Here is a 23,967-nt window from a genome sequence, read left to right as displayed (position 1 = left end):
ATGACATTATAGCACAAACTATTTTTAGCAATATGCTCTATCTTAAGCAGAAGAGTATAACAAAGTTTGAGTACAGGATATGAATATTATACGTTCTTATAGTAATTGGCGCCGTTATCGCCGAACCGTTAATGCGTTGAGCCGTCTTTCAACATATGAACTTAATGATCTTGGTATTTGTCGAGGTGATATTGATTCCGTTGCGCGGCGCTATTCGCGTAAATCTTTCTAAGAGTTTTTTCTAAGAGTTGTTTGAAGAATGTTTGAGAGAGTACTTTACGATACAGAAACAAACGTTTTGAAGCTTGTTGTTATGACTTCGTTTTTGGTGTAATAATACTTTCGTATAAGAACACAAAGTAGAAGTTTTTTGCTCCAGTGCCTTACTGTAATGTTGTTTCTGAAACTCTCAATGTTTCTATGACGTACGGCTTTTCATTTACCAAAAATGTTCATTACATTGCGTGTTTGATGAAAGACTTTACTGGAGGGGTATCTTATTCCAAATCTATTTATATTGGATCAACTAGAGCCCTGTCTCTTGTACATGACAAGCAAGGAGAATCTGCGTAGAGTGAAATTGTAAAAAAGACACTAAAAATACTTATAATGAACCGTCTCAAACGCCAAGGAAAGTGTCGCAACATTAAAAGCGGGCCTAGGGTGTGATGGTGTTAGCGTATTACTCTATAAGCAGCCATAATGTGATCAAAATAAAGAATATTAGGTAGTATCCTCCAGAATTTTTTGACGATAAAAAACCATTTACTTTCTCTTAAGACCTTTAAAAGAATGAAGATTCTTAAAACGAGGACCGATCTGTCAATAATGATCTGTCAACACCCCCATTTCCACTAGAGAATCCCCCTCTTAGCACGACCACATGAGATTCTATAGGCAAATTTTTCTTCAAAATATTCATCCCACACTTACAAAAAAATACTTCCGTGTAAAAGTTTACACAGTCCTTAAATAGGATATACCCCCCAATAAACGATGATGTTTTAGGACATGAAAATAAAACGTTATAGACGATAAGAACAATGTTTTGATTTTTTATCAAACGGCTTTACGAATAAAACGCCAGCGAACCTTTTCCTGAAATGCAGGGCGAAAATATAAAACGATCTGCTGTGTCCGTTGTGGACCTGCTAATTCCGCAAAATCAACTGAATCTTCAAGACAAATATCCGCATCAGGGGAAATAAAATACCATACTTGCTCGCCCCTCACGTGCCCATTCTTTACCGCTAAACACACACGCTCACCATCGTAGTTAACATCAACTTGTGGATGAAGATGAAACCGAACAGCAACATGATCTTGTTCACTTTGTGCTCTTTTATGTCTCTTTCCCTCTTTATTGGGCATAAAAAAACGATCAAAACCTTCGATCATATCTCCATTTGTCGCCAAAATAAGACCGCGCTCATGAATAAGATTAAAGGGTCGTATATAACCATTATGGCTCGCAATAAAACCTGTTTTTTCTGAATCCTCTATACGGCGTACTTGAACTTCCTTGGGTCCATCAAACAAAAGAGAAGCGCTATTTTTCTTTTTTTTGTAAAAAACGCCCACCGAACAATCATTAAGCGTCGCTGTTGAATGCGCTGCGGTAACACGTCCTAAATGTCGATAATCTTTCCGTCCATCAGGGTTAACACCGGTATTGATAATAAAACGGTGTCCTTGTGAAGACATTTCAAAAGACAAACATCCCGAACAAGCCTGCTGTGCTACAAAGCGTGGTGGAAATTTTCCCGTATCGGCAATAATTGTTGTTTGATTGGCTTTTAAGCGCTGAAACCCTGAATAACGCGCATAACTAAAAGGATGGCCTCCTGTTTCATCAAGCTCCAAAAGTGTCGATAACCGTTCCGATACGAGAGGACCAACCCCATTAAAATGCGCCAGTGTTTGATCCTCATGGATAAAGAATCGCAAAGCTGGTAACATACGCTCAACAGAATCAATCAAAATACGGGGAGCTGTTTCATTGCTCCGCATAAAAAGGTAACGTAAAGATAATAAATCTGATAATAAATTAAGCAAAATGATAGGGCTACGGGAAATATGCCCACCATCAATCAAAATCTGAAGCGAAAGCTCTTCTATAAGCGTGTTTTGTACCTTTTTTTTCACGGCTGCAGAAACAGGCAAAGCAAGAGATGCGAACGTCAAAGCTGTTGCTGCTTGTAACCGTTGATCATTGTGCTCCATACTGCAAATTATTACGCGCAAATAACGAAATTGCAAACCAAGTGCACGTAAAAAGCGTTTTTCAAACCGCTCGCTTGCCCCTTCTAACAACATTTTTGAGTGACAAATCCACGAGATCAAACGCCGCGCTACAACAGGACCACTCCAAGCAAGCCCTTTTACCTTTTTGCCAGCGTGGTCTAGCCAATCTTCTAAAAGAGAACGTGCATGCGCTGCAGCTAAATCACTTTCTGCTGCTTCCATATGGCGCAACCAATGAAAATCATGTAGAGCCGCTTCCCATTCCAGTGTTGGCGAAACCAATGAAAAGGGTGAAACAGCACCAGAATGAACAGTATGACCCGCAAAAGCAAAACGACCGTGATAAAATTCATGCGCCATCATCGGATCAGCCACATGCAAATCAATGGGATGGGCTAAAATTTTATGAGGACGAAACCCTGAAAACCGCCAACGAAACAATGGACCAACCCATAAACGCCGCACAACATGCTGTAACGCATCAATACAGGCTGCTATTTTTACCTGAGGAGCTCTTACCGCAACCGCCAAAATTCTATCTCCATCTATGCTGAATCAGATACAATTTCAACTATTTTTGTAAATGAAGCGTTAATTAAGCAATTTTTCGTAAGCGCGCAGCAAAAAAACCATCCATTCCTAAAAATGCAGTTTTCTCAGCATCAAAATTTTTATGACAAAAATCCGCCGGCGTCGTGCGCAACATCCCCTCACCAAGCAAATGTGTAAGCTCCCCCATTTCTTCTGGATCAATAGGGTCTAAAACAATATCATTGCGTATTGATAAAATTTTCTCAATAAGATCTTCGCCTTCTTCTCGAGCCAATGAACAATTGGAAAAAACAATCCGTCCCCCCTCCTTTACCAAGGCAATGGCGGCGATAAGCAAATCATATTGCAACGCCGCTAACTTGACGACATCATCCCTCGATTTCGTCCATAAAATATCAGGATGACGACGGATCGTTCCTGTAGAAGAACAAGGAGCATCAAGAAGAACCGCATCAAAAAGCTGTGTGGGATGGAAATTTCTCACATCTCCTTGCCAAATGTGAACGGAAAAATTGAGCCGTTCCATATTTTCTTTTAAACGCTTGACGCGGTTAGCAGAAAGCTCAATGGCGGTCACCTCTGCCCCCTGCAAAGCCAATTGTGCTGTTTTCCCCCCAGGGCTCGCACAAAGGTCAGCAACATCTTTACCCCGAAGCTCTCCTAGTAAACAAGCAGGCAACGCTGCGGCAAAGTCTTGAACCCACCACGCCCCCTCACGATAACCTGGTAAATCAGAAACAGAACACGCCAAACGATTCAATCGAACAGAACCATTGGGCAACACCACACCGCCAAGCCTCTCAGCCCATCCAACACAATCAGACTTTACTGTCAAATCAAGCGGAGGTTCCACACTTTGAATTTCTATAATTTGACGCGCCTTTTTTATTCCATAAGCTGATACTAAAAGCTGTCCAAACCACGCCGGAACACCTTCAATGGTAGGAATTTGTGGGCGTAAAAGCACCGCCTCACGCGCAACATTGCGCAAAAGAGCATTTACCACCCCTGAAAAACGGCGCATACGAGGATCAAATTTTGCTACACGCACAGCTAAATCAATAGCCGCATGATCAGGAATATCAAGATAAAGAATTTGCGCCACACTGATATGCAGAAGATGTTGAAGTGAAAGTGCTTGTGAAGGTAAAGGGCGCTCTAAAAAGCATGAGAGAGACTCCGCAATCGACCCTCGATGACGCAATGACGTTGTCAAAATAGCCCGACACAATAAACGATCTCTTTGTGAAAGTTTTAAATATTGTGGGTGTCCGTGTTCATTATCCGTCAAACCAGAAAGAGGCGTATTCTTATCAACAACCGCCCCTAAAAGACGTACACACACCTGTCGAACAGCCAATCCTGGAACATCTTTTTCAGACACATACCCCACTTTTTTGTGTTTCAAAATAACACCTTTATATCACTACTTCTTCAAGAGATCCGCCTAAAAATCTCCTCAAAAACTCTATGAACGAGAACTTTTTGAATTTTCATAACGAAGCCAAGAAGGACGTTTTGTAACCCGCTGAAAAGTGTCATCTTCTTTCTTACCTGATGCATGAGCCTGACCACTGCGAAAATCTTCATAATTCATCCAGTTGCTTTTTTCATTTATAGCATCTTCTCTATTCCATCCGCCACTTTCAGCAAGAGCCCCTTTCATCTCTTCTGCTTGCCGATAAAGAGCAGCAATACGATTTGCCGTTGCTGGATGTGTTGAAAAAAGACTATCCGCTCCCTCACCGCTCAAAGGATTGATAATAAATAGATGCGCGGTTGCTGGATTATGCTCTGCTTCTTCATTGTAAACCCCATGCCCCCCATCAGCAATTTTACGCAATGCCGAAGCCAACCATAAAGGATTACCACATATTTCAGCACCTCTCCGATCCGCAGCATATTCACGCGTACGGCTAATAGCCATTTGTACGAGCATTGCAGCAAAAGGTGCTATGATGAGTGCAATCAATCCTCCAATTACCCCCGCACCATGAGAATTTTCCGAAGAGCTACGCTGTCCTCCCATAAAGAAAGCAAAATTACCAAGCATTGAAATTGCCCCAGCAATCGTTGCTGTTAGAGTCATGGTTAAGGTATCACGATGCTCAATATGTGCAAGCTCATGCGCCATAACGCCAGCAATTTCTTCTGTACTTAATCGCTCTAACAAGCCGCGGCTCGCAGCCACAGCAGCATTTTGAGGATTACGTCCTGTTGCAAAAGCATTCGGCTGTGCACTATCAAGCACATACACCTTTGGTTGAGGAAGAGAAGCTTTTTTAGCTAAATCGCTCACGATTTTATAATAAACGGGTGCAGAGTGCTGATCAACCTCACGCGCCCCGTACATACGTAAAACGATTTTATCTGAATTCCAATAAGAAAAAAAGTTTAAACCACTCGCCATTAAAAGAGCAATGATCATGCCACTGCCCCCTCCAACAAGATAACCAACCCCCATAAAGAGAGCCGTTAAAAAAGCCAAAAGCATGGCTGTACGCATTATGTTCATTACTCAAAAAACTCCATGATAAAAGTCTACCAATACTATATGATGGTGTTTTCTTTCTGCTTCTTCAATGGAATAGGTGTAAAATGAATAAAAAAGATGAAAAAACAAGCCTAAAAAATTTAACTGTCATTCAACAGCAATCTCTTCCTCCCGCAGCGCAACGCGCCCTTAAAGAAGCTGAAGAACGGCGAAAAGACGAAGCAAAAAAAGAACAACCGTTGGAAAACGGTGGACGCGGCGGCAAAGACCCTTCACGTTATGGAGACTGGGAAATTAAAGGCCGCGCCATCGACTTTTAAAGCCATCGACTTTTAAAATTAAACTTTTAAAAAAACCAACACCGTTTTAAATAAACATCCTTTTAAAGAAGATCCGTTTTTGATTGGCAAAAACGGATAATATTTATTCTTCTAGAAGTTTTTTTAAAAGGCGTTAATTAAGCAATCACGCTTCTTATTCTGACGCAGATTCTGCTTCAGCAGCAGCAGCTGCTGCTGCTTCCTCTGCTGCCTGCTTTGCTGCTGCTATACGTTCTTGTGCTTTTTTACCCGGTTCACCTTTATGTGGGTTATTGCGGGTTGGACGCTTTTTTAAGCCAGCCGCATCTAAGAATCGTAAAACGCGATCTGTTGGTTGAGCCCCTTGCCCAAGCCAATATTGGATACGTTCTTCATTAAGTTTCACCCTCGGTCCATCTTTAGGCAACATTGGATCCCATGCACCAACACGTTCAAGAAATCGCCCATCACGCGGACTACGAACATCCGCAACAACGATATGATAATAAGGACGTTTCTTTGAACCTCCACGGGACAAACGAATTTTCAATGCCATATTTTTCTCCTATTGTCAGCTCTGGCTTTCGTTTAAATTGACTTTTTTTGTTTTTTGCTCTTCAGCAATAACTTCATGATGACGCACAACCTCTTTAATAATAAACTTTAAAAATCTTTCAGCAAAATCAGGATCAAGATGACTTTCCATAGCCAATTGCCGCAAACGCACGATCTGATGTTGCTCACGCAGAGGATCTACTGTAGGCAAGTCATAACGGGCTTTTAAGCGTCCAACAGCCCTTGTACAACGAAAACGCTCTGCTAAAATATGAATCAAAGTTGCATCAAAATTATCAATAGATGCTCGTAAATGTGCCAATTCGTTTAATACTGTTTCCTGCATCATATTCCTTTCCCTCTTTGCATCTTATTTTTTCTTAAAATGCTGAGGAAGTTTTCCCCTATCGGCAATGCCATTGGAAAGACCAGGAAATGTAGGATCACGTCCGGGAAGTCCGGGCAAGACCTTCCCTTCATGCCCATTTTCAATCTGTTTTTGAAGCGTTGAAAGTTGCTTCAGATCCAATCCCGATAAATCAGGCACAGCTGAAGAATCTGCACCTCCCATCCCTCCAAAACCCATTTTGGACCCAAGTCCTCCTAACATTTTTCCCATCAAACCACTTTTTCCTTTACCACCCATGGCTTTCATCATATCAGCCATTTGGCGATACATCTTCAAAAGTTTATTAATATCAGCCGCCGTTGTCCCTGATCCCTTAGCAATTCGTTGTTTGCGGCTATGTTTTAAAAGCTCTGGATTCGCACGCTCTTGCGGTGTCATGGATGAAATAATAGCCAATTGCCGATTAAACAAACGGTCATCAAGGCCCGCCGCCGCAATCTGCTCTTTTACCTTGCCCAATCCTGGCAACATGCCCATAATACCGCCCATTCCACCGAGTTTTTTCATTTTCTGCAACTGTTCTGCAAGATCATTCAGATCAAATTTTCCGGCCTGCATTTTTTTTGCAAAAGCAGCAGCTTTCTCATGATCCATTGTTTCAGCAGCTTTTTCAACCAAAGAAACAATATCCCCCATTCCGAGAATACGATCAGCAATACGACTGGGATGAAACTCTTCCAAAGCCTCTATTTTTTCACCAGTTCCAATTGCTTTAATTGGTTTGCCTGTCACAGCACGCATGGAAAGAGCTGCCCCCCCACGCCCATCACTATCCATTCGTGTTAAAATAATCCCTGTAATCCCTACACGCTCATCAAAAGAGCGCGCAAGATGAACAGCATCTTGCCCCGTCAAACTATCAGCCACCAACATAATCTCGTGAGGAAGAGAACATGTTTTAATTTCAGCTAATTCAAGCATCAGAGCTTCATCGATATGATTACGTCCTGCAGTATCAAGAAGGAGTACATCATAACCACCCAATTTAGCAGCTTGCACAGCACGTGATGCAATATCAACGGGCAATTGTCCTGCAATAATAGGCAAAGTTGCAAGTTTTGCTTGTTCTCCCAATTGGCGCAATTGCTCCTGCGCAGCGGGACGACGTGTATCTAATGACGCCATGAGAACTTTTTTATTGTGCTTATCAGTGAAACGTTTTGCAAGCTTTGCTGTTGTGGTTGTTTTTCCGGAACCTTGCAAACCAATCATCATAATAACAACGGGCGCTGGTGCATTCAAATCACTCAGAACACTTTCACTTCCAAGAATACGAACCAGTTCATCATGAACAATTTTAACCACCATTTGGCCTGGTTTAATTGATTTAACAATCTCAGCCCCAACGGCTTTTTCTCGCACCCTATCGGTAAAAGAACGAACAACATCAAGAGCAACATCAGCTTCCAATAAAGCGCGCCGAATTTCACGCAGCGCCTCTGCAACATCCTGATCCGACAAAGCGCCACGCCCCGTCAAATGAGACAGGATAGAACCAAGTCGTTCTTGCAAGGATTCAAACATTATTTACCTCATCGTTGCTTAACAAAATCATTGCCTAACAAAGTTGCCTAACAAACAAACCAAAAGAGCATCCGAGAACGCATCGCGCCGTCGAATGTTGACCTCTGAGATCTATTTATACCCTTAAACTGGGGTCTCAGTCGGTGGCTCCAAGTTAATTTTGTCACTGAAAGCTTGCTCCTTCAAACAATAAAACCCCAGCTTTGTCAAGTTTTATCATAAAATGCCTTTTTACACGAAGAAATAAAAACAGCAAATATTACACTTCAAAACTTTCAACTTCAACACACATAAAGCAGCCTGTTTCCTGTTCCATATTCCATAATTTCCCGCTAGAGATATCAAACCAAACCCCATGCAATGTTAAAATACCTTGATCTTTTCGGAACTTTATCCACGGAAACGTCTCTAAATTTCTCAACGAATGTCGAATAGAAAGCTGCTCTAAAGCCATTTGTTTTTCTGGCCAAGATAGTGACTTATTATTCAAAACAATTTCTGCGGCTGGCGCTAAAAGACTAATCCATTGACCAATAAAATCATTGGACGATAAAGATTTACACGTCTCCTTAAGAGCTGTAAGAACGCCTCCACAATGGGCATGCCCAAAAACAACAATATGTTTCACCTCAAGCAATTGTACAGCATATTCAAGAGCCGCTGATGTTGCATGATATTGATTATCAGGAGAAAAAGGAGGAACCACATTTGCCACGTTGCGCAGGGTAAAAATTTCCCCTGGTTTAGCATCAAAAATCATTTCTGGGACAGCACGCGAATCACAACAAGCAATAACCAAAACTTCAGGTTTCTGTCCCTCAATCGCCAATTGCTGATAATGTGCTGTTTTATATAAAAAATGATTATTTATAAAGTTTTGGTAACCATTTAAAAGTCTTTCTGGTAAACGGGTCATACTCTCTTTACTTCTAATTCTTTCTTTACTTTCATTTCGTATATTTAGAAAAACAAACTATTAACACACAAAAATACTAAAAAGTCCCTTTTGTTGATGCAAAATATTTCTTTAAAATGCAAATTATTACTAAAAAAGAGCAAAAACAAAGTTATTCTTTTCAAATAAAGAGCTATTTTCTTTAGGGAGAAAGTGTTACAGTATAAAGAATTATAATGGTCTTCTTTTAATGTGAAGACAAGGAAAGACCTCTAAGAAAAAAGGGAGAGTAAATGTGTTACAACAAAAAACAATAGAAACAAAAAACACACCAGACAAAATAGAAAAAATTCTTTTTACTCAAACTGATAAAGAAGATATTGCTTATTACGAAAATAAAGAACTTCAAAAAGCCGCAGCCATCGCCGTAAAAGCTTTTAATCTCCATCAAGCAGGAAAAAATACCATCTGTTTTGAACAAAATTTGACTCGCAATAACAAACCTATAACCGTTATCACTCTTGTCAATGATAATAAACCCTTTCTTCTCGATTCTATTTTAAATCTCGTCAATCAACACAAAAACCATATTTATTTAATTGCACACCCTATTCTTGATACTGCTTCTGGAAGACGCATCAGTCTGATGCAAATTCATATCGAGCCTTTAAACAAACAGCAGATACAAAAACTTGAAAATGAACTCACCTTAGTTCTTAAGCAAGTTAATGCTGCTGTAAAAGACTGGAAACCTATGCTTAAAGAAGTTGAAAAGCATATTCATGCCTATCAAACAAGCCTTCCCTCACGTTACAAACAAGAAGGCGAAAGGGCTATTGAATTTCTTCACTGGCTCACAGATGATAATTTCATCTTCCTTGGCATGCGCACTTACAACTTCGTCAAAGATCAGAAACCTATAAAATCTTTCACAGCAAGTAACGTTGAACTTGGTATACTCGCGGATTCTTCCATTGATATTGTTGACGATGAAAGTATGAAAGAACCACCCCAGGAAGTCTTATCCTTTATGGAAAGTGACAACCTGTTTATTGTGACAAAAGCGAACAGCCGCTCCAAAATTCACCGTTCTGTTTGGCTCGATTATATTAGCCTTAAAATCTTTGATAAAGAAGACCAGCTCTGTGGAGAATTACGCATTGTAGGGCTTTTTACCTCTTCAGCTTATACGCGCTCTATTTTGCAAATTCCTTTCTTAAAAGAAAAAGCCCAAACCATCATTCAACGCCTTGGACATAATCACGCTGATTATTCAGGAAAAGCCCTTATCAGTGTTTTAGAAACCTATCCAAGAGATGAAATGTTTCGTGTTGATGTTGATACACTAACGGAAAATGCCAAACTTATCCTACAACTCGACGAACGTCCACGTTTGCGGGTGCTCGTCCACACTGATTCTTTTGGACGCTTTATTTCTATTCTTGTCTATGTACCACGTGACCATTACAGCAGCAGCCTCCGTGAAAAAGTTGGCGAACATTTTGTTGAACTTTACAAAGGCGACTTTTTTGAATCCTATCCGCTATTTTTGGAAAGCACTCTCATCCGTGTCTATTACATTATTCATCGCAAAGTAAACGAAACTGTTCCACTTCACGAGCGCGCCACACTTGAACAACATGTCCGTTCAATCGCACGAAGTTGGGAAGATAGCATTCAGGCCATCGCTCTTACCCACAAAACAACAGAACCACAAACCCGCCTAGCCAGTAAATTTCCCAACAGCTATCGTGATTTATTCTCAACGGAAGATGCCATTAAAGATGCCGGACATATTCTCAGTCTTCATGATGATAACCCCCTTTTCGTGACCTTTTATCACGCTCAAAACAAAGAAAAACAGAATATTTCTCTTCGTCTTTTTCACCGCCATGAAGCACTTGCTCTTTCCAAACGTGTTCCACTGCTTGAAAATATGGGGTTTCGTGTTATTGCTGAACAAACCCTTGAATTACCAGATGGCAACGGGCAATCTGTATATCTTCATGATATGCAACTAGAGAGTACTTTCCAAATTTGTCTGGATTTTGAAAAAGACGGTCAAAAGCTTGCTGAAACTTTTGAAGCTATTTGGGCACAAAATGCTGATAATGACGCCTTTAATGCGCTCACCCAAACAGCTGAGCTTGATTGGCATGAAATTGTTATTCTGCGCCATTACGGGCGCTATCTCCAACAAGCTGGAATTCCTTACTCGCAAGACCGCGTCGCCCAAACTTTAAATGCTTATCCTGACATTACCAAAGAGCTTTATGCTTTATTTCATTTAAAATTTCATCAAAGCCATACAAAAAAAGAACGGGAAAAAAACCAACAGATTATTCAAAAGCGCATTGAAGAAAAATTACGGAAAGTAACTGGTTTAGATGATGATCTTATCTTGCGCCGGTATTGTAACCTTATCGATGCGAGTTTACGAACAAATGCCTTTACACCTCTTAGCGATGGCAATCCAAGGCGTATTTTAGCCACCAAATTAAATCCGCGCCAAATTGAAGGTTTACCTGAACCACGCCCTTATCGAGAAATTTTTGTTTATGGACCAGAAGTTGAAGGAGTCCATTTGCGTTTTGGACCTATCGCTCGTGGCGGAATTCGGTGGTCTGACCGCGCACTCGATTATCGCACTGAAGTGCTTAGCTTAGTCAAAGCCCAACAAGTTAAAAATGCAGTTATTGTTCCTGCAGGAGCAAAAGGTGGATTCTATCCCCATCGCCTTCCTCAAACAAATGATCGTGCTGTCATCATAGAAGCAGCACGACGAGCTTATACGGACTTTATAACGGCTTTACTCTCCATCACAGACAATCTGGTTAACGGCAAAATAAGTGCGCCCCACAATGTCATCTGTCATGATGACCCTGACCCCTATTTTGTTGTCGCAGCCGACAAAGGAACAGCGACCTTTTCTGACACAGCCAACGCCATCAGCCAAGCAAACCATTTTTGGCTCGATGATGCTTTTGCCTCTGGTGGCTCAGCAGGTTATGATCACAAAGAAATTGGAATTACAGCAAAAGGTGCATGGGAAGCCGTTAAAAGACATTTCCGAGAATCATTTAATCAGGATATTCAAACAACGCCTTTCACCTGTGTCGGTGTTGGCGACATGTCTGGTGATGTCTTTGGCAATGGAATGCTCCTTTCCAAACAAACAAAATTGGTTGCCGCTTTTGATCACCGTGATATCTTTATTGATCCAGATCCGAATATAGAGGAAAGCTATGCAGAGCGTGCACGTCTTTTCAAATTACCTCGCTCAAGCTGGCAGGATTACGACCAAAGCAAGTTATCAAAGGGCGGTGGTATTTTCTCACGAAAAGAAAAAACCATTACGCTCTCCCCTGAAGCAGCAGAGGCCATTGGTTTCGAAAAACAAGCAGGAACTCCCTTTGAAATTATCTCTGCTCTTCTCAAAGCCCCTGTTGATCTTTTATGGTTTGGTGGCATTGGTACTTACATCCGCGCCACAACAGAAAGTGATGCCCAAGTAGGTGATCGTGCAAATGATGCAATACGCATTACCGGAGAACAAGTACGGGCAAAAATTATTGGCGAAGGGGCTAATCTTGGTGTTACGCAGCGTGGACGGATTGAATATATATCAAATGGTGGTCGCTGTAATACGGATGCGATTGACAATTCTGCCGGTGTGAATTGTTCTGATATTGAGGTGAATCTCAAAATTGTTCTTGCATCAGCACTTCGTGCTAAAACACTCACCCGCGAAGAACGCAATAAACTCTTGAAAAAAATGACTCCTCAAGTCGAACAACTCGTCTTACGCAACAATTATCTACAACCCCTTGCTCTTTCTTTAGCAGAAAGCCAAAGCACTGCTGATTTACCCTATCAAATACGCTTTATGCATGATTTGGAACAAAAAAAGCTCTTAGATCGCAGAGTTGAAATGCTTCCTGATGAGCAAATTTTACGGCAAAGAATAACCCAAGGCAAAGGTCTTATCCGTCCAGAACTCGCCATTATTTTTGCCTATGCTAAATTAACGCTCAAAGAAGAAATTGCTCATAGCCCCATTGTTGATGATCGCTATTTCAACGCAGCTTTGCTGAATTATTTTCCAACCCAAATTCAAGAAAATTTTGAAAAGGAAATCATTAACCACCAATTGCGTCGTAATATTATTGCAACGCTGATTGCCAACGATATTGTCAATCGTGGAGGTCCTACTTTTGTTAAGCAACTCCACGATGCAACAGAACAAAAGACTGAAAATATTATTCGCGTTTTCATTGCCATCCGTGATGGTTTTGAAATTCCTCACCTGTCTGATCAAATTGATAAGCTTGATAATAAAATACCCGGTCTTGTCCAAAACAAACTCTACGCAGCAATGACCCCAATGCTCTTTGAAACAACAAATTGGGGGTTACACAACATGGATCTCTCACGTCCATTAGAAGAAATTGTAAAAACAATAAAACAAGCCCGTAATGTTATTGAAAAAGAGCTTATGCATTCTCACGATAATGATATTAAGCAAAAGATTGAAGAAAAAGCACGACACTACGGTGAAGAAGGAGCTCCAAAAACATTAGCAAAACAATTAGCTCTCTTGGAAGCCGCTCCAATCATCTGTGACATTTCTTTAATTGCAAAACAAAATAACAGCGATCTTATTAAAACCGCAGGGATCTATTTCTCACTTGCGCAAATCATTCGTATAAACCGAATTAACGAAGCAAGTCGTATCATTCCTGTAGTAGATTATTATGACAGTATGGCTTTAAGCCAAGCCAAAGAAAGTATTTCCGAAAGCTTACGGCAAATCGTCATTAAAATTCTTAAAAATTATGGAAAAAAAGAAAATCCTTTTACCACTTGGAAAAAAACAGAAGAAGATCATATTCACGATGTCACAAACCGTATTGGTGCCCTTATTGAAAATGATCTCAATATTTCTCGTTTTACTTTTGCAGCAGGGTTGATTTCTCAACTGCAAAATACTGGCTTTCAAACTTAAAATGAATATAAAACGATCCAGTTTAAAACTTCCTTTCCATCCCACCAGAGCAAACCAGTAAAGATGGAGCGGAAGTATTCGTTTTGAGATACAGCACCCAAAATAAAAATCCTGCTCCTTATCATAACAGAATTACTTGTAACAATTTCAAAACGGCAACATAAATAGACTTAAACACTTAATTTCTCAACGTAAAAACATCAACTTTCAGATTTAAAAGCAAGGCAAAACGACTAAGATTTTATCCCTGTTCTATCAATCCATGACCAATATCAATGTAGTTTGACAGTAAATTTTATACCAGGTAAAATTAGATAAGAATACGTAATAACTTATTGTTTTTTTACTATTTTTTACCATTAAATAGGCGTTTCGAAAATATGATAAAAATAGCAAAAGGGTGATGGGCTTTGAAAGCTCTTTCAAGCCCCTTGGAGAACCCCTAAAAAATCATTTAAAAATAAAATGAATTAGTACAAAATTAAGTCAAAATACATAAAGTTTGCTGGCAAGCTATAAGCTATAATCAGCAAGGAGAAACGGAAGCACTCTACCGCATTTTTAAACAAAGCATCCCCTAAAATAACGCTTAAAGATTATTAAGCTTGCGCAAGCAATAAACGCTACCGAATGTCAAAAATCCCTACGGATTGAACCAAAAACAAATTCAAATTCTGCTATTAAATACCCTTCATCATAAAAATATAATGCCTTGATTTACAATCATAACTTTATCATTTTACCTATTCTATTAAAAGAGAAGTGCAGTATCCCAAGTTTCTCTCATTTCAAATCTGTTTATATTAAAAAAATCAAAATCCTCTCCCTCTTGTATGTTGAGCATGGGGGCAAACCATATAGATTACTGATAAAGAAAGGTCTAAAATGCCTCTTATGAACCGTCTCAATGACTCAAGAACTTGTCACAACACACACGAGCTGACAAATAGTAATCGTATGATGATGCTGGCTTATGACACCATAAGTTATAAAGATGCTAGTGCTTAATGCACCTTATCGTTATACCATTTACGGGGTATTTATAAAATAAGAAGCACTAGAAATATCTTTTTTAACAAATGTAGGAATATGTGATCAAATATATTTTACGTAGAAAACATAATTCCATTAAAGAACAGAAAAATAAGAGAGCACGCGTTATCCATTATTTAAAAGACATGGCTGTAAATAGTTTTGGAAAGCGTATAATCAAATTAAAAAATAACCGTAAAAATGAATGTCGATTTTCACCTTCATGATTTCATCTTCTTCTCCAACTAGACTTTTTACTTATTTCAGAGATTACCCAAAAAGATATACGCAATATGCTTTTTCCCTCATAAAAAAAGTCCACTAATACGCGCCCTACCACCTATGTAAAAAAACAATTCACCTTATTTTAAAAGTCTACTTTTTCCTAAGAGAGTGCATACTTTTTCTGCTGCTTGCAAACTGACATTCAATCCTAATGCAGCAGCATGTTTTAAACAAATATTAGAAGATTCAGAGCTTTACGAGCTTTATCAACTTTTATATGCTAAATTGGAGCAGAGAGAGATGCATATCTCTATTTGCGTAATCTCTAAAACAAGGAAACAAGCTAATTTAGGGAAAACATGAAGTTTTAAAATAAATCTGTTCCCATCCTTATCATCATTTTTTAATTCAGCTTTACGGATTTCAAAAATATCTAGAGCAATATTTTTTTAAATAATAGAATTTTTTGATTGCCTCACGCTTTTGTTTATCACATTCTTTAAGAGAATCACGACTTTCACGTAAAACAAAGCGCCCCAAACAAAGGTCCACTGCATAGCAGATTTATAAGCTTGTTTTAAAGAGACATCTTTCAAAGCACGCCCAAGTCCATTTTGCACCAGCGCTCATGAATAATATAATGGTAAATCCACTGAATACAATCATCTTTTATACTTATGAAGAAGTAAGTAAGGCAGCACCATCACACACTTCTCCAGCCCCTAATGTGTGCAATACCTTTAAACTATTGAGACGGTTTATAAGAAGTATTTTAGCCATTTTTTGATCAGTAACCTATATGATTTTCCCATTTGTGATGTGCAAAGGAATGATTTTATTTGATTCAATATAGATAGGATTGAAATGGGAGAGTCTTACGACATTCAAGATGTAAAACATGTGAACACTTTTTATAAAACAATACCTCGCCATACAGATATTCTTACTAATTTCTTCTCAAACCTAAAGTGGAGCAAGACGACCAAGCTTTAAAAATCCTAAGCTTACCCAGCCATGGCTAATCGTTAAGGGAAGAATGGGAGAGCCATCTGCATTTTTAGGGAGTGTACTCAAAATAAAAAGTAACGCTTGAAAATTATCCGCTTCTTCAGGAAACAAATGTTGCAAAACTTCAAGAAACTTCACATGCTGTATACAAACAAGTTCAAATGTTGCTGACAAATATCCTTCATCATCAAAAGAAAAAGGTCCACTAATATGTACCCCACCACCTGTATGAAAAGTCAATTTACCATGCTTTAAAATACCACTTTTCCCATACAGACGCTGTTTCCAATTTTTTCCTTCATTTTCAGACAAAAGGGAGGCATCATTTAAAATCCATTCCAAATTGCCATCAATTTTCGGAATTTCAACAGAAGAGGATATAAAAATTGGAGAAACATCAAAACCATCAAAAGTCGTATTTCCTGAAAAATGATTCTTTTCACGTTTAAGATCAAGACGCAAAAATTCTGTCGTTATTTTTTGAGAGACATCTTTTGGCTCCAATGGCTGTGAAACCCCATCAGGAGTATCTTGCAACAAAGCTGGATCTTCAACATTTTGTTGTGTCACCTTTTTGTCTGTCGCTTTTAATCCCAATGCTTCTTGAAGTTTTTTATCCTCAAGAGAAGAGAATTCAAGCCCTTTAGCAATCAACTTCAATGTCTGACGTTTTTTCGAATAAGGCTCCGTTTCAATCACCAACTTATTCCAATGGGATACTATGGAAGTTTTCTCAGAGAAAATAATTGATGCAGGAGAATCAACATTAAACTCGACCAAATGAGGGGCATAAATTGGTGTACCAGCCGTCAAACGCCCCGTCGATAAAGAAACCCCGTATAAAGGCCAAGAAAATTGAAATTTGTCACAAACAACACCGATACGCAAAGGATAACCATTCTTGCGCACATTCTCACACACCGCGGTCATATTACCGGAAGATGCTTTTGCAGATATATCAGAAACATAATTTTCTATTTTATGTGAAAAAAAAACCAGAAAGCGCTATAAATGAGGATCAGAGCAAGACAAAACAGTCCACATAATAAATAGCGCAAAGAGAAACTTTTTCGTGATGATGGCATTTGAGAGGATGTAGACAACTTTAAAACTTTCTTTATCTTTTGATTTTCACCCCACCCTAAAAAGGATAAAGTTTCTTAAACATTCAACAAGTTTACAAACAACCCAACTTCTTAATCTAGCCAGCTTATATCTGCTGATCATGTTATGGAGGTCATAATTCACCGTCCTAAAGCACAGCACTCCATACACTCAAGAAGCAAAAAATTCTTAAGAAAACCCTTTGCACCTTTTAACAAAAAATACCTTATATGTAAAGCTTTACATGCGCTGTCTATCTTTAGCCTTAAACAACATTACTTTACAGTACAATAAGAATGACAATAGCAAAGTATTGATTTACAATGATAACTCATTGTTTTTCATATTGAATTGAGAGTCCCGAATATCGTAAGATTCTCTTATTTCAAACCTATTCCAGGTTGAATTAATCAGAAATCATTTTCTTACACGCCAAAAGCGGAGCTGACATAGAGGTACAACCGTGTAAGAAAGAACAAAAATGCCTTTTCATGAATTGTCGAGAAAGACCAAGGGTTGTCGTAATATTAGGGGCTGGAAAAGTTTGTGATGGCGCTACCTTACTCCTTCACAAGTATAAAAATGGTTGTGCTCTATAGATTTTATATTATTCCATGGAGGCTTTATCATTATACTATTCATGGTCGACGCCATAAAATGTTCTCGGGTGCGCTTTGAGAGATGTTTCTTTAAAACAAGCCTTTAACTCTGCAACCAAATGACGCTCTATTTTACATGAAGGTCATGAGCCCACTAAAAACCACCTCCTCACACAAGTGCTGGAGATGTACAAAAGATCTGCCGTAATGCACCTTCAAACCATTGGCTTAAAGCTCGATCATAAATCAAACGCCCTTTTAAATGTGCACAAGCAGGTTGGGCACCTTTTTCAGTCAATTTATGCGCTGAACGTGCAACCAAACGCCGCATCATAGCGCGCGTAAATTCAGCATGAAATTGTAAACCCCATGCATTATTCCCATAACGGAAAGCTTGTGTAGGATATGTATGCCCTGTTGCCAAAAGCATCGCCTCTTTTGGTAAATCATAAATACCTTCATCATGAAAATGATAGACCATTTTTGGCCAATTCATCAATTCCTTTCCTTGTGGGGTCACTTCGAGTGGATACCAGCCCGCTTCAACTGTCCCATCACTTCTTGTACCAACGCGTGCCCCTAAATTTCGCGCTAACATTTGTGCTCCAAGACAAATACCCAAAAAAGGCTTATTTTCCTTTAGCGATAACGAAATCCAATCAATTTCCTCACCAATATAGGCCTCACAGTCATTCACACTCATCGGTCCCCCTAAAATAACAACACCGGCATAATACTCTAATGTATCAGGGAGTTTTTGTCCAAAAATAGGACGATAAACATCAAGAACAAAACCATTTTTTTGTAAAATTTTTCCTAAACGACCAGTATAGGGAGACCACCGATGAATAACGACTGCAATCCTTGGTTTGCTATTTTTTTGCTTTTTATCAAGACATCTCTTATTTAAAAACATTTTTTAACCAACCACCTCTCTAAACAAGCAAAACTTCATTTTTTAAGCATACAAGCATAAGAGAATAATTTTATTGGACAAAATTAACGATAAATTTTTTCTTCTACATTCATTGTTTCTTCTGAGAAAACATTCCAATTACCCCTATTGACGCAATTTAAAATAAACGAAGTTTTTTCCTCGATAAAGACGTACTTTCTTCTTCTGTTTTAACCCCTGGATCATCAACATTTAAATGAATTTGGCTGAATGTTTTTGCATCTTGTTCTTTTATATCTTTTTTTTCCACCTGCATATTATGCAAAAAAGAATCGTCTATAGATGTTGATTCTTCAAGCTTCTTATCCTCAATCCCTTCAGTTTTTTTCTCAACATCCTTTTTATCTTGCTTTTTTGGCACAATATTGACCGCCTCTAATGTAAGAGAAGGTACACGGAGAGGTGCGGGAGGTGCTTTCCATTCAAAACACCCCAAACGTCCACTGATTGGAGAAACAGCTGACCAAGAAGAAAAAATGGATCCCTCACACATCCATACTGGATCACGTTCAGCACGAAGAGCTAAGGAAAGCCATTGACGCACAGCACCTTGATTGTTTCCCTGTGCTTCTTCAATATCTGCCAATAATAAATAAACACTTTCCCGTGGATGATACTGCAATGCTTTTTGTGCCTGCTCTCTTGCTAATATCGTTTCACCAGCATCTAAAGCAGCTTTGGCAATAAGGAAAGCCGACTCAAATGTATCTTTATTATAAGAAGCAAGTGTTTTAGCCCTTTTCAATCGCCCAATGGCTCCTTCTTCTCTTTCAAGATAAAGCGTCCCCAAATCAGGATGAGGATCCTTTTGCCAAGCCGCTATAATCATTTTATCCGCTTTACGCGTTTCATTTAATTTATAGAGAATATCAGCAGCTATAATCGTTATTGGAACAAAATCAGGCGCTAATTTATGAGCTTTCAAAATAGCTTCACGTGCTTGTACTGGATGTGTATCAAATAGATGAAGAGCTTTCCCACTTAACAGTAAAACCTGTATATGCTGTCGCTCTGGAGTCGCGCGCGCAGAACGCGGGAGAATTTTTTGTGCTCTTTCAAAAACAGTAAGTGCCCGATCCCATTTACCCTCAGCACCCAACCGATCAAGCACCGCCTGATGTGCCCATACAAGCGCTGGCGATAAAGTCAGCGCCTCTTCTGCATATTGTTGTGCTGCTTCATAAGCTTTACTCTTCATCGCCTCACGAAACAAACCGTAAAGTCCAACCAGTTTTGTTGGATCTTCCTTTCTCATCTCCTCAAAAAGACCGATAGCCCGAACAGAGTTATTTTGTAAAGACAAGGTTTGCGCTTTTAAGAGTTTTACCAAAGGCTCTTGTTTGCCTGCAAGATATTTAGCAACCTGTGTTTCCATTTTTTGCGCAACCATACCATCACCAGCAAAAGTTGCAAGAATTCCCTTTGAGAGAGCTTCATAACCGCGCTTTCGATGGCGTTTATAAAAATAATTGGAAAGAGCACTTGGTATGGAAAAAAAGAAAGAGAATAACCACCACAAAAGCACCAGCATTACAAAAAGCAAAGTCAGCACACTTAACACTGTAAGCAATGAAGCAGAAAATCTGAAATTCAAAAATGTGAGGACAAAAATACCATTGTGATTAGCAACCCACCCAAAAGCTAATCCAAGGACACAAACAACAAAAGTATAAATAAAAACACGTATCATCTGGAGCCTATTTACATCTTTGTTGCCTTTAAAGACCCTTGTTGCACAGACAACAGTAATTGCTGCAGCAACTGTTGAACAGCAATATGTCTCTCAAGCTGCTGAACAAAGTCCTTTGAAACATCTTTTGCATTTTGAGGTAATAATTGCCATTCGCTCAAAGCCTTTTCATAATCACCCGCTTGAATAGCAACTTCCATACGTGCTGTAATAGCCCCTAGCGTCATCCCTTCAACATTTCCAATTGGTCGCGAAACAACAAGCCCTTTTACCCACGCTAAAATTCGGTCAAAAAAACCAGCATCTGACGTAACCATATTTTGCGTACCAACAATTGCATCAGCAACACGTGCAAAATCAACAGAGAGTTGTGCTGAACTTGGAAGACCTATAGTAGCTGTCTTTTGCAACACATCAAGTCCATCAATCGAAGGTGATAATTGCTCTAACAGCTTTAATTCATTATTATAAGATCCACCCCGCTCTACAGCATTTTTTAACGAGCTGATTGCTGTAAAAAGTGCTGTATTTATTTCTTTTTTCTCATTATTTTTAACAAAAATTTCTTTCTGTAATGCCTCCAACTGTTTTTTTAATAAAGCAAGATCATGTGCATTGTTCTGCCCGACAGACAAAGTCGTTTCTATTTCTTTTGACTCTCCAACAAAAGTTTGTACAGCCTCTTCAAGAGCTTTTACTTTTTCCTCTAAAGTCGCAAAAGCTCTTCTGCTTTCCTTTTGCAAGAGTTCATCGTTTCTGATTGTTTGAAATTGTTGTGATGAAAAAGAAGAAAACGCTGTTTTTAACGCATCGATCTCCTGAAATACCTGCTCCAGTTGTTCTTTTGTTTCTTCACTTGTGTCTTTGGCAGCTTCAGCAATCTGTAAAACTTTTCCCCCTCTAACAGAATTTTCCTCAGAAGAAAACGCTGTTTTTAACGCATCAATCTCTTGAAGTACCTGCTCCAATTGTTCTCTTGTTTCTTCACTTTGGCCTTTTGTAGCTTCAACAATCTGTAAAACTTTTTTTCCTTCAGCAGAATTGTTCACAAAAGGAGAAGAAAACAAACCCGACCATTGAAGCCCCACAAAAATTCCCAAAGCAATGAATCCCCCTAAAATCCCTGAAAGAGGCAACAAAAACCAACCTGTACGAGAAATACTTTGATCCTGATTTTGCATATTCTGTTTTTCTTGGACATGAGATTCTACAGAATTTTGTATTTTTTCTTCTGAATCATGGGAAACAGCTTCATGTTCAATAACTGGCTTCCTACGACGCGTACCAGCATAATGTGATTTAACTTTCTGTTTTGAAGAATCGACCATTTTTGTCACTTTTTGTGCACACTTTTTTCTAATGATAAAATAATAAAATGAAAAAAGTTTTAAAAATGAAGCTTTTCTCAAATATTTTTGTTCTCTTTACACACTTCTCATAAAGTTTATAACTTTATAAAAATTTTCTAAATCGCATTTTTCTCAATAATATTTACAATGATAAACTTTAATAGACAAGTTTTTAAAAACATATATTCATTTTATACTCAAAAATACAGCTTCAGTTTTTAATCAACAATGCCATAAAATTCAAAAAAGTGCCAAATAAAATCATTCTCTCATAGAAAAATCAATTCTTAAGAAGAGATAAGTAAGGGATGGAGGAAAAATAACTCTCAATGTAAGCCAAAAAATGTTGCTAAAAGATAAGTATGATTATTTGTATACGAAACATATTAAAATTTTTAAAGAGAGCAAAAGCATATAGCAGAAGTTGCCAAATATATAGTGAGGGTTGAGAGCATTTCTATTGTGTGCTTTTGTATTGGGATATTTTCAGAATAGTTTTTTTGTATTTTGTTATAAGAGTGCTGATAGGGAAAAACTCTATACGCTACCACCCAAATTGCATGTAAGCGTTTTTTCATCTTGTTGTTGTTTTAATGCAAAGGAAGGCTGAAGATAGTAAAATTATTTTTGAAAAAAATCCATATCAAATTAGAGGTTTAAACGATAACCATTTTGATCAGTCATGAGAATTTGTGCATTGGAGGGATCATTTTCGATTTTCTGTCGTAAACGATAGATATGGGTTTCTAAAGTATGTGTGATAACATTTTCATTATAACCCCAAACTTGTTCTAACAATGTTTCACGGCTGACAATTTTATCGTTAGCATAATAGAGACATTTGATAATCGCTGCTTCTTTTTCTGTGAGGTAAATTTTATTGTTGCATTGATCAAGAAGAAGTTTTTGTCTTAGTTTAAAAGTATAGGGGCCAATATGAAAGGTTGCGTCTTCATTTTGTTCATATTGACGCAACTGGGCTCGAATTCGCGCTAATAACACCGCAAAGCGAAAGGGTTTTGCCACATAATCATTGGCACCTGTTTCAAGATCTAAGATACTATCGCAGTCTGTATCATCATTCGTTATCATAATAATGGGAGCACGAAATCCTTGGATACGTAATTGTTTAATGGCTTTTCGACCTTCAAGATCAGGAAGTTCAAGTTCCAAAATGGTGAGATCAATATTTTCTGCTTGGATTATTTTCATTCCTGCTTCAGCTGTTTTTGCTTGGAAAATTTCAAACTCTTGATGCATTTGCAATTGTTCTACCAAAATGGGGCGTAGATCATCATCTTCAACGATTAAAAGAATATGGTGGTTCATATTTTTCCTTATAGGCATGTTGATGCACTTATTGATAAAAAGCATTTTCATGAAAAATGAGATTTCATGCAAGAAAAATTAAAAGAGGAAAGTTAAAAAAGAAAATCTTGAAAAAATAAACTTCTTTTATGATTTCTATGGTTGCTTGCTAAAAAGAAGATATATTTTTCGTGTGTAGAATATTTATACATTGATTGGAAGCGTTGTTTTATACTTTAGGGTGTGTTTTCTCCATGGAAGACCATCATCGTTACGTTCATAGAGCAACAAGCCGGTGCTATTATATTTGAGTTTACTTCCAATATTGCTTATCCTTGGTATTTGAGATTCTTCATAAGAGGTATGTTTTTATCTACGCAGTCTTTTCTGTTTTTAACATATAAAAGACATGATTTTGATTGATTCAACATAGAGTAGGTTTGGAATAAGAAAATCTTACGGTATGAGGAGCTCTCATCCACATGTAAAACAATGAACACCCTTTATAAAGCAATATGGTGCGTTTTTAAATGTGAAGAGAGCTATACAACATTTTAGTAAAGGTGCACTGTTTAGGAGTATTTCACGATCGTTTTTGTTGTTTTTTTGATTCACATTTGTTTTTTCGGCGCATTTTTATGCGAAGTAGTTGGTTTAGTGCTCGTGGTGTTATCCACTATAATTGTTGAGTATTCTGAAAAGATGCATCATGAAGAAAGT

15 protein-coding genes are annotated in these 23,967 nt (G+C 38.5%); 3 read left to right on the top strand and 12 right to left on the bottom strand.

What is annotated here, in order from left to right; genetic code table 11:
* Positions 1-79: 79 nt before the first annotated feature.
* On the top strand, positions 80-232 hold the full coding sequence (locus tag PVV65_RS04430; protein ID WP_273789351.1) for a DUF1127 domain-containing protein: 153 nt from the start codon (positions 80-82) through the stop codon (positions 230-232).
* 827 nt (positions 233-1,059) lie between these two features.
* Here PVV65_RS04430 and PVV65_RS04425 read toward each other — a convergent pair.
* From PVV65_RS04425 to htpX, 3 genes are all read right to left on the bottom strand, one after another.
* Positions 1,060-2,775: a heparinase II/III family protein gene (locus tag PVV65_RS04425; protein WP_273789350.1), complete on the bottom strand. Its 1,716-nt coding sequence runs from the start codon at positions 2,773-2,775 to the stop codon at positions 1,060-1,062.
* A 64-nt stretch (positions 2,776-2,839) separates the two neighbouring features.
* Positions 2,840-4,204, bottom strand: coding sequence for an RsmB/NOP family class I SAM-dependent RNA methyltransferase (locus PVV65_RS04420; protein ID WP_273789349.1), 1,365 nt, complete (start codon positions 4,202-4,204; stop codon positions 2,840-2,842).
* A gap of 60 nt (positions 4,205-4,264) precedes the next feature.
* The gene (gene htpX / locus PVV65_RS04415) at positions 4,265-5,311 is read right to left on the bottom strand and encodes a zinc metalloprotease HtpX (protein WP_273789348.1); all 1,047 of its coding nucleotides are present in this window, start codon (positions 5,309-5,311) and stop codon (positions 4,265-4,267) included.
* A gap of 83 nt (positions 5,312-5,394) precedes the next feature.
* Between htpX and PVV65_RS04410 the strand changes: the two genes are divergently transcribed.
* Entirely contained in the window at positions 5,395-5,610 is a 216-nt protein-coding gene (locus PVV65_RS04410) for a DUF1674 domain-containing protein (RefSeq protein WP_273789347.1), read from the top strand.
* Positions 5,611-5,764: 154 nt separating this feature from the next.
* On the opposite strand, the gene rpsP is transcribed toward PVV65_RS04410, so the two are convergent.
* From rpsP to PVV65_RS04390, 4 genes are all read right to left on the bottom strand, one after another.
* On the bottom strand, positions 5,765-6,145 hold the full coding sequence (gene rpsP / locus PVV65_RS04405; protein ID WP_273789346.1) for a 30S ribosomal protein S16: 381 nt from the start codon (positions 6,143-6,145) through the stop codon (positions 5,765-5,767).
* Between the two features lie 15 nt (positions 6,146-6,160).
* Positions 6,161-6,490, bottom strand: a complete 330-nt coding sequence (locus PVV65_RS04400; protein ID WP_273789363.1) for a chorismate mutase — start codon at positions 6,488-6,490, stop codon at positions 6,161-6,163.
* 24 nt (positions 6,491-6,514) lie between these two features.
* Complete coding sequence (ffh, locus tag PVV65_RS04395) at positions 6,515-8,077, bottom strand: signal recognition particle protein (protein WP_273789345.1); 1,563 nt, start codon at positions 8,075-8,077, stop codon at positions 6,515-6,517.
* Between the two features lie 259 nt (positions 8,078-8,336).
* Positions 8,337-8,993 carry a carbonic anhydrase gene (locus PVV65_RS04390; protein WP_273754028.1) on the bottom strand — a complete coding sequence of 219 codons (657 nt, stop codon included), beginning with the start codon at positions 8,991-8,993 and terminating at the stop codon, positions 8,337-8,339.
* Between the two features lie 274 nt (positions 8,994-9,267).
* On the opposite strand from PVV65_RS04390, the gene PVV65_RS04385 reads away from it, so the two are divergent.
* Positions 9,268-13,977 (top strand): NAD-glutamate dehydrogenase, encoded by a 4,710-nt coding sequence (locus tag PVV65_RS04385; RefSeq protein ID WP_273789344.1) that lies wholly within the window; start codon positions 9,268-9,270, stop codon positions 13,975-13,977.
* Positions 13,978-16,197: 2,220 nt separating this feature from the next.
* Here the strand turns inward: PVV65_RS04385 and PVV65_RS04380 are convergent.
* The 5 genes from PVV65_RS04380 to PVV65_RS04360 all read right to left on the bottom strand — a co-directional run bounded on the left by PVV65_RS04380 (position 16,198) and on the right by PVV65_RS04360 (position 23,268).
* Entirely contained in the window at positions 16,198-17,172 is a 975-nt protein-coding gene (locus tag PVV65_RS04380; protein ID WP_273789343.1) for a DUF2125 domain-containing protein, read from the bottom strand.
* 942 nt (positions 17,173-18,114) lie between these two features.
* A complete protein-coding gene (locus PVV65_RS04375; RefSeq protein ID WP_273754025.1) occupies positions 18,115-18,861 on the bottom strand; it encodes a glutamine amidotransferase in 747 nt (248 codons plus the stop codon).
* A 157-nt stretch (positions 18,862-19,018) separates the two neighbouring features.
* Positions 19,019-20,590: a heme biosynthesis protein HemY gene (locus PVV65_RS04370; protein WP_273789342.1), complete on the bottom strand. Its 1,572-nt coding sequence runs from the start codon at positions 20,588-20,590 to the stop codon at positions 19,019-19,021.
* 11 nt (positions 20,591-20,601) lie between these two features.
* Positions 20,602-21,918 (bottom strand): COG4223 family protein, encoded by a 1,317-nt coding sequence (locus PVV65_RS04365; RefSeq protein WP_273789341.1) that lies wholly within the window; start codon positions 21,916-21,918, stop codon positions 20,602-20,604.
* A 669-nt stretch (positions 21,919-22,587) separates the two neighbouring features.
* Positions 22,588-23,268: a response regulator transcription factor gene (locus tag PVV65_RS04360; RefSeq protein ID WP_273754022.1), complete on the bottom strand. Its 681-nt coding sequence runs from the start codon at positions 23,266-23,268 to the stop codon at positions 22,588-22,590.
* Positions 23,269-23,967: the final 699 nt, after the last annotated feature.

It is taken from the genome of Bartonella sp. ML70XJBT, assembly GCF_028618425.1.
In the GTDB taxonomy this organism is placed as follows: Bacteria; Pseudomonadota; Alphaproteobacteria; order Rhizobiales; family Rhizobiaceae; genus Bartonella.
The sequence above is the reverse complement of the archived record's forward strand: the minus strand, read 5'-3'. Positions and strand labels throughout refer to the sequence as shown.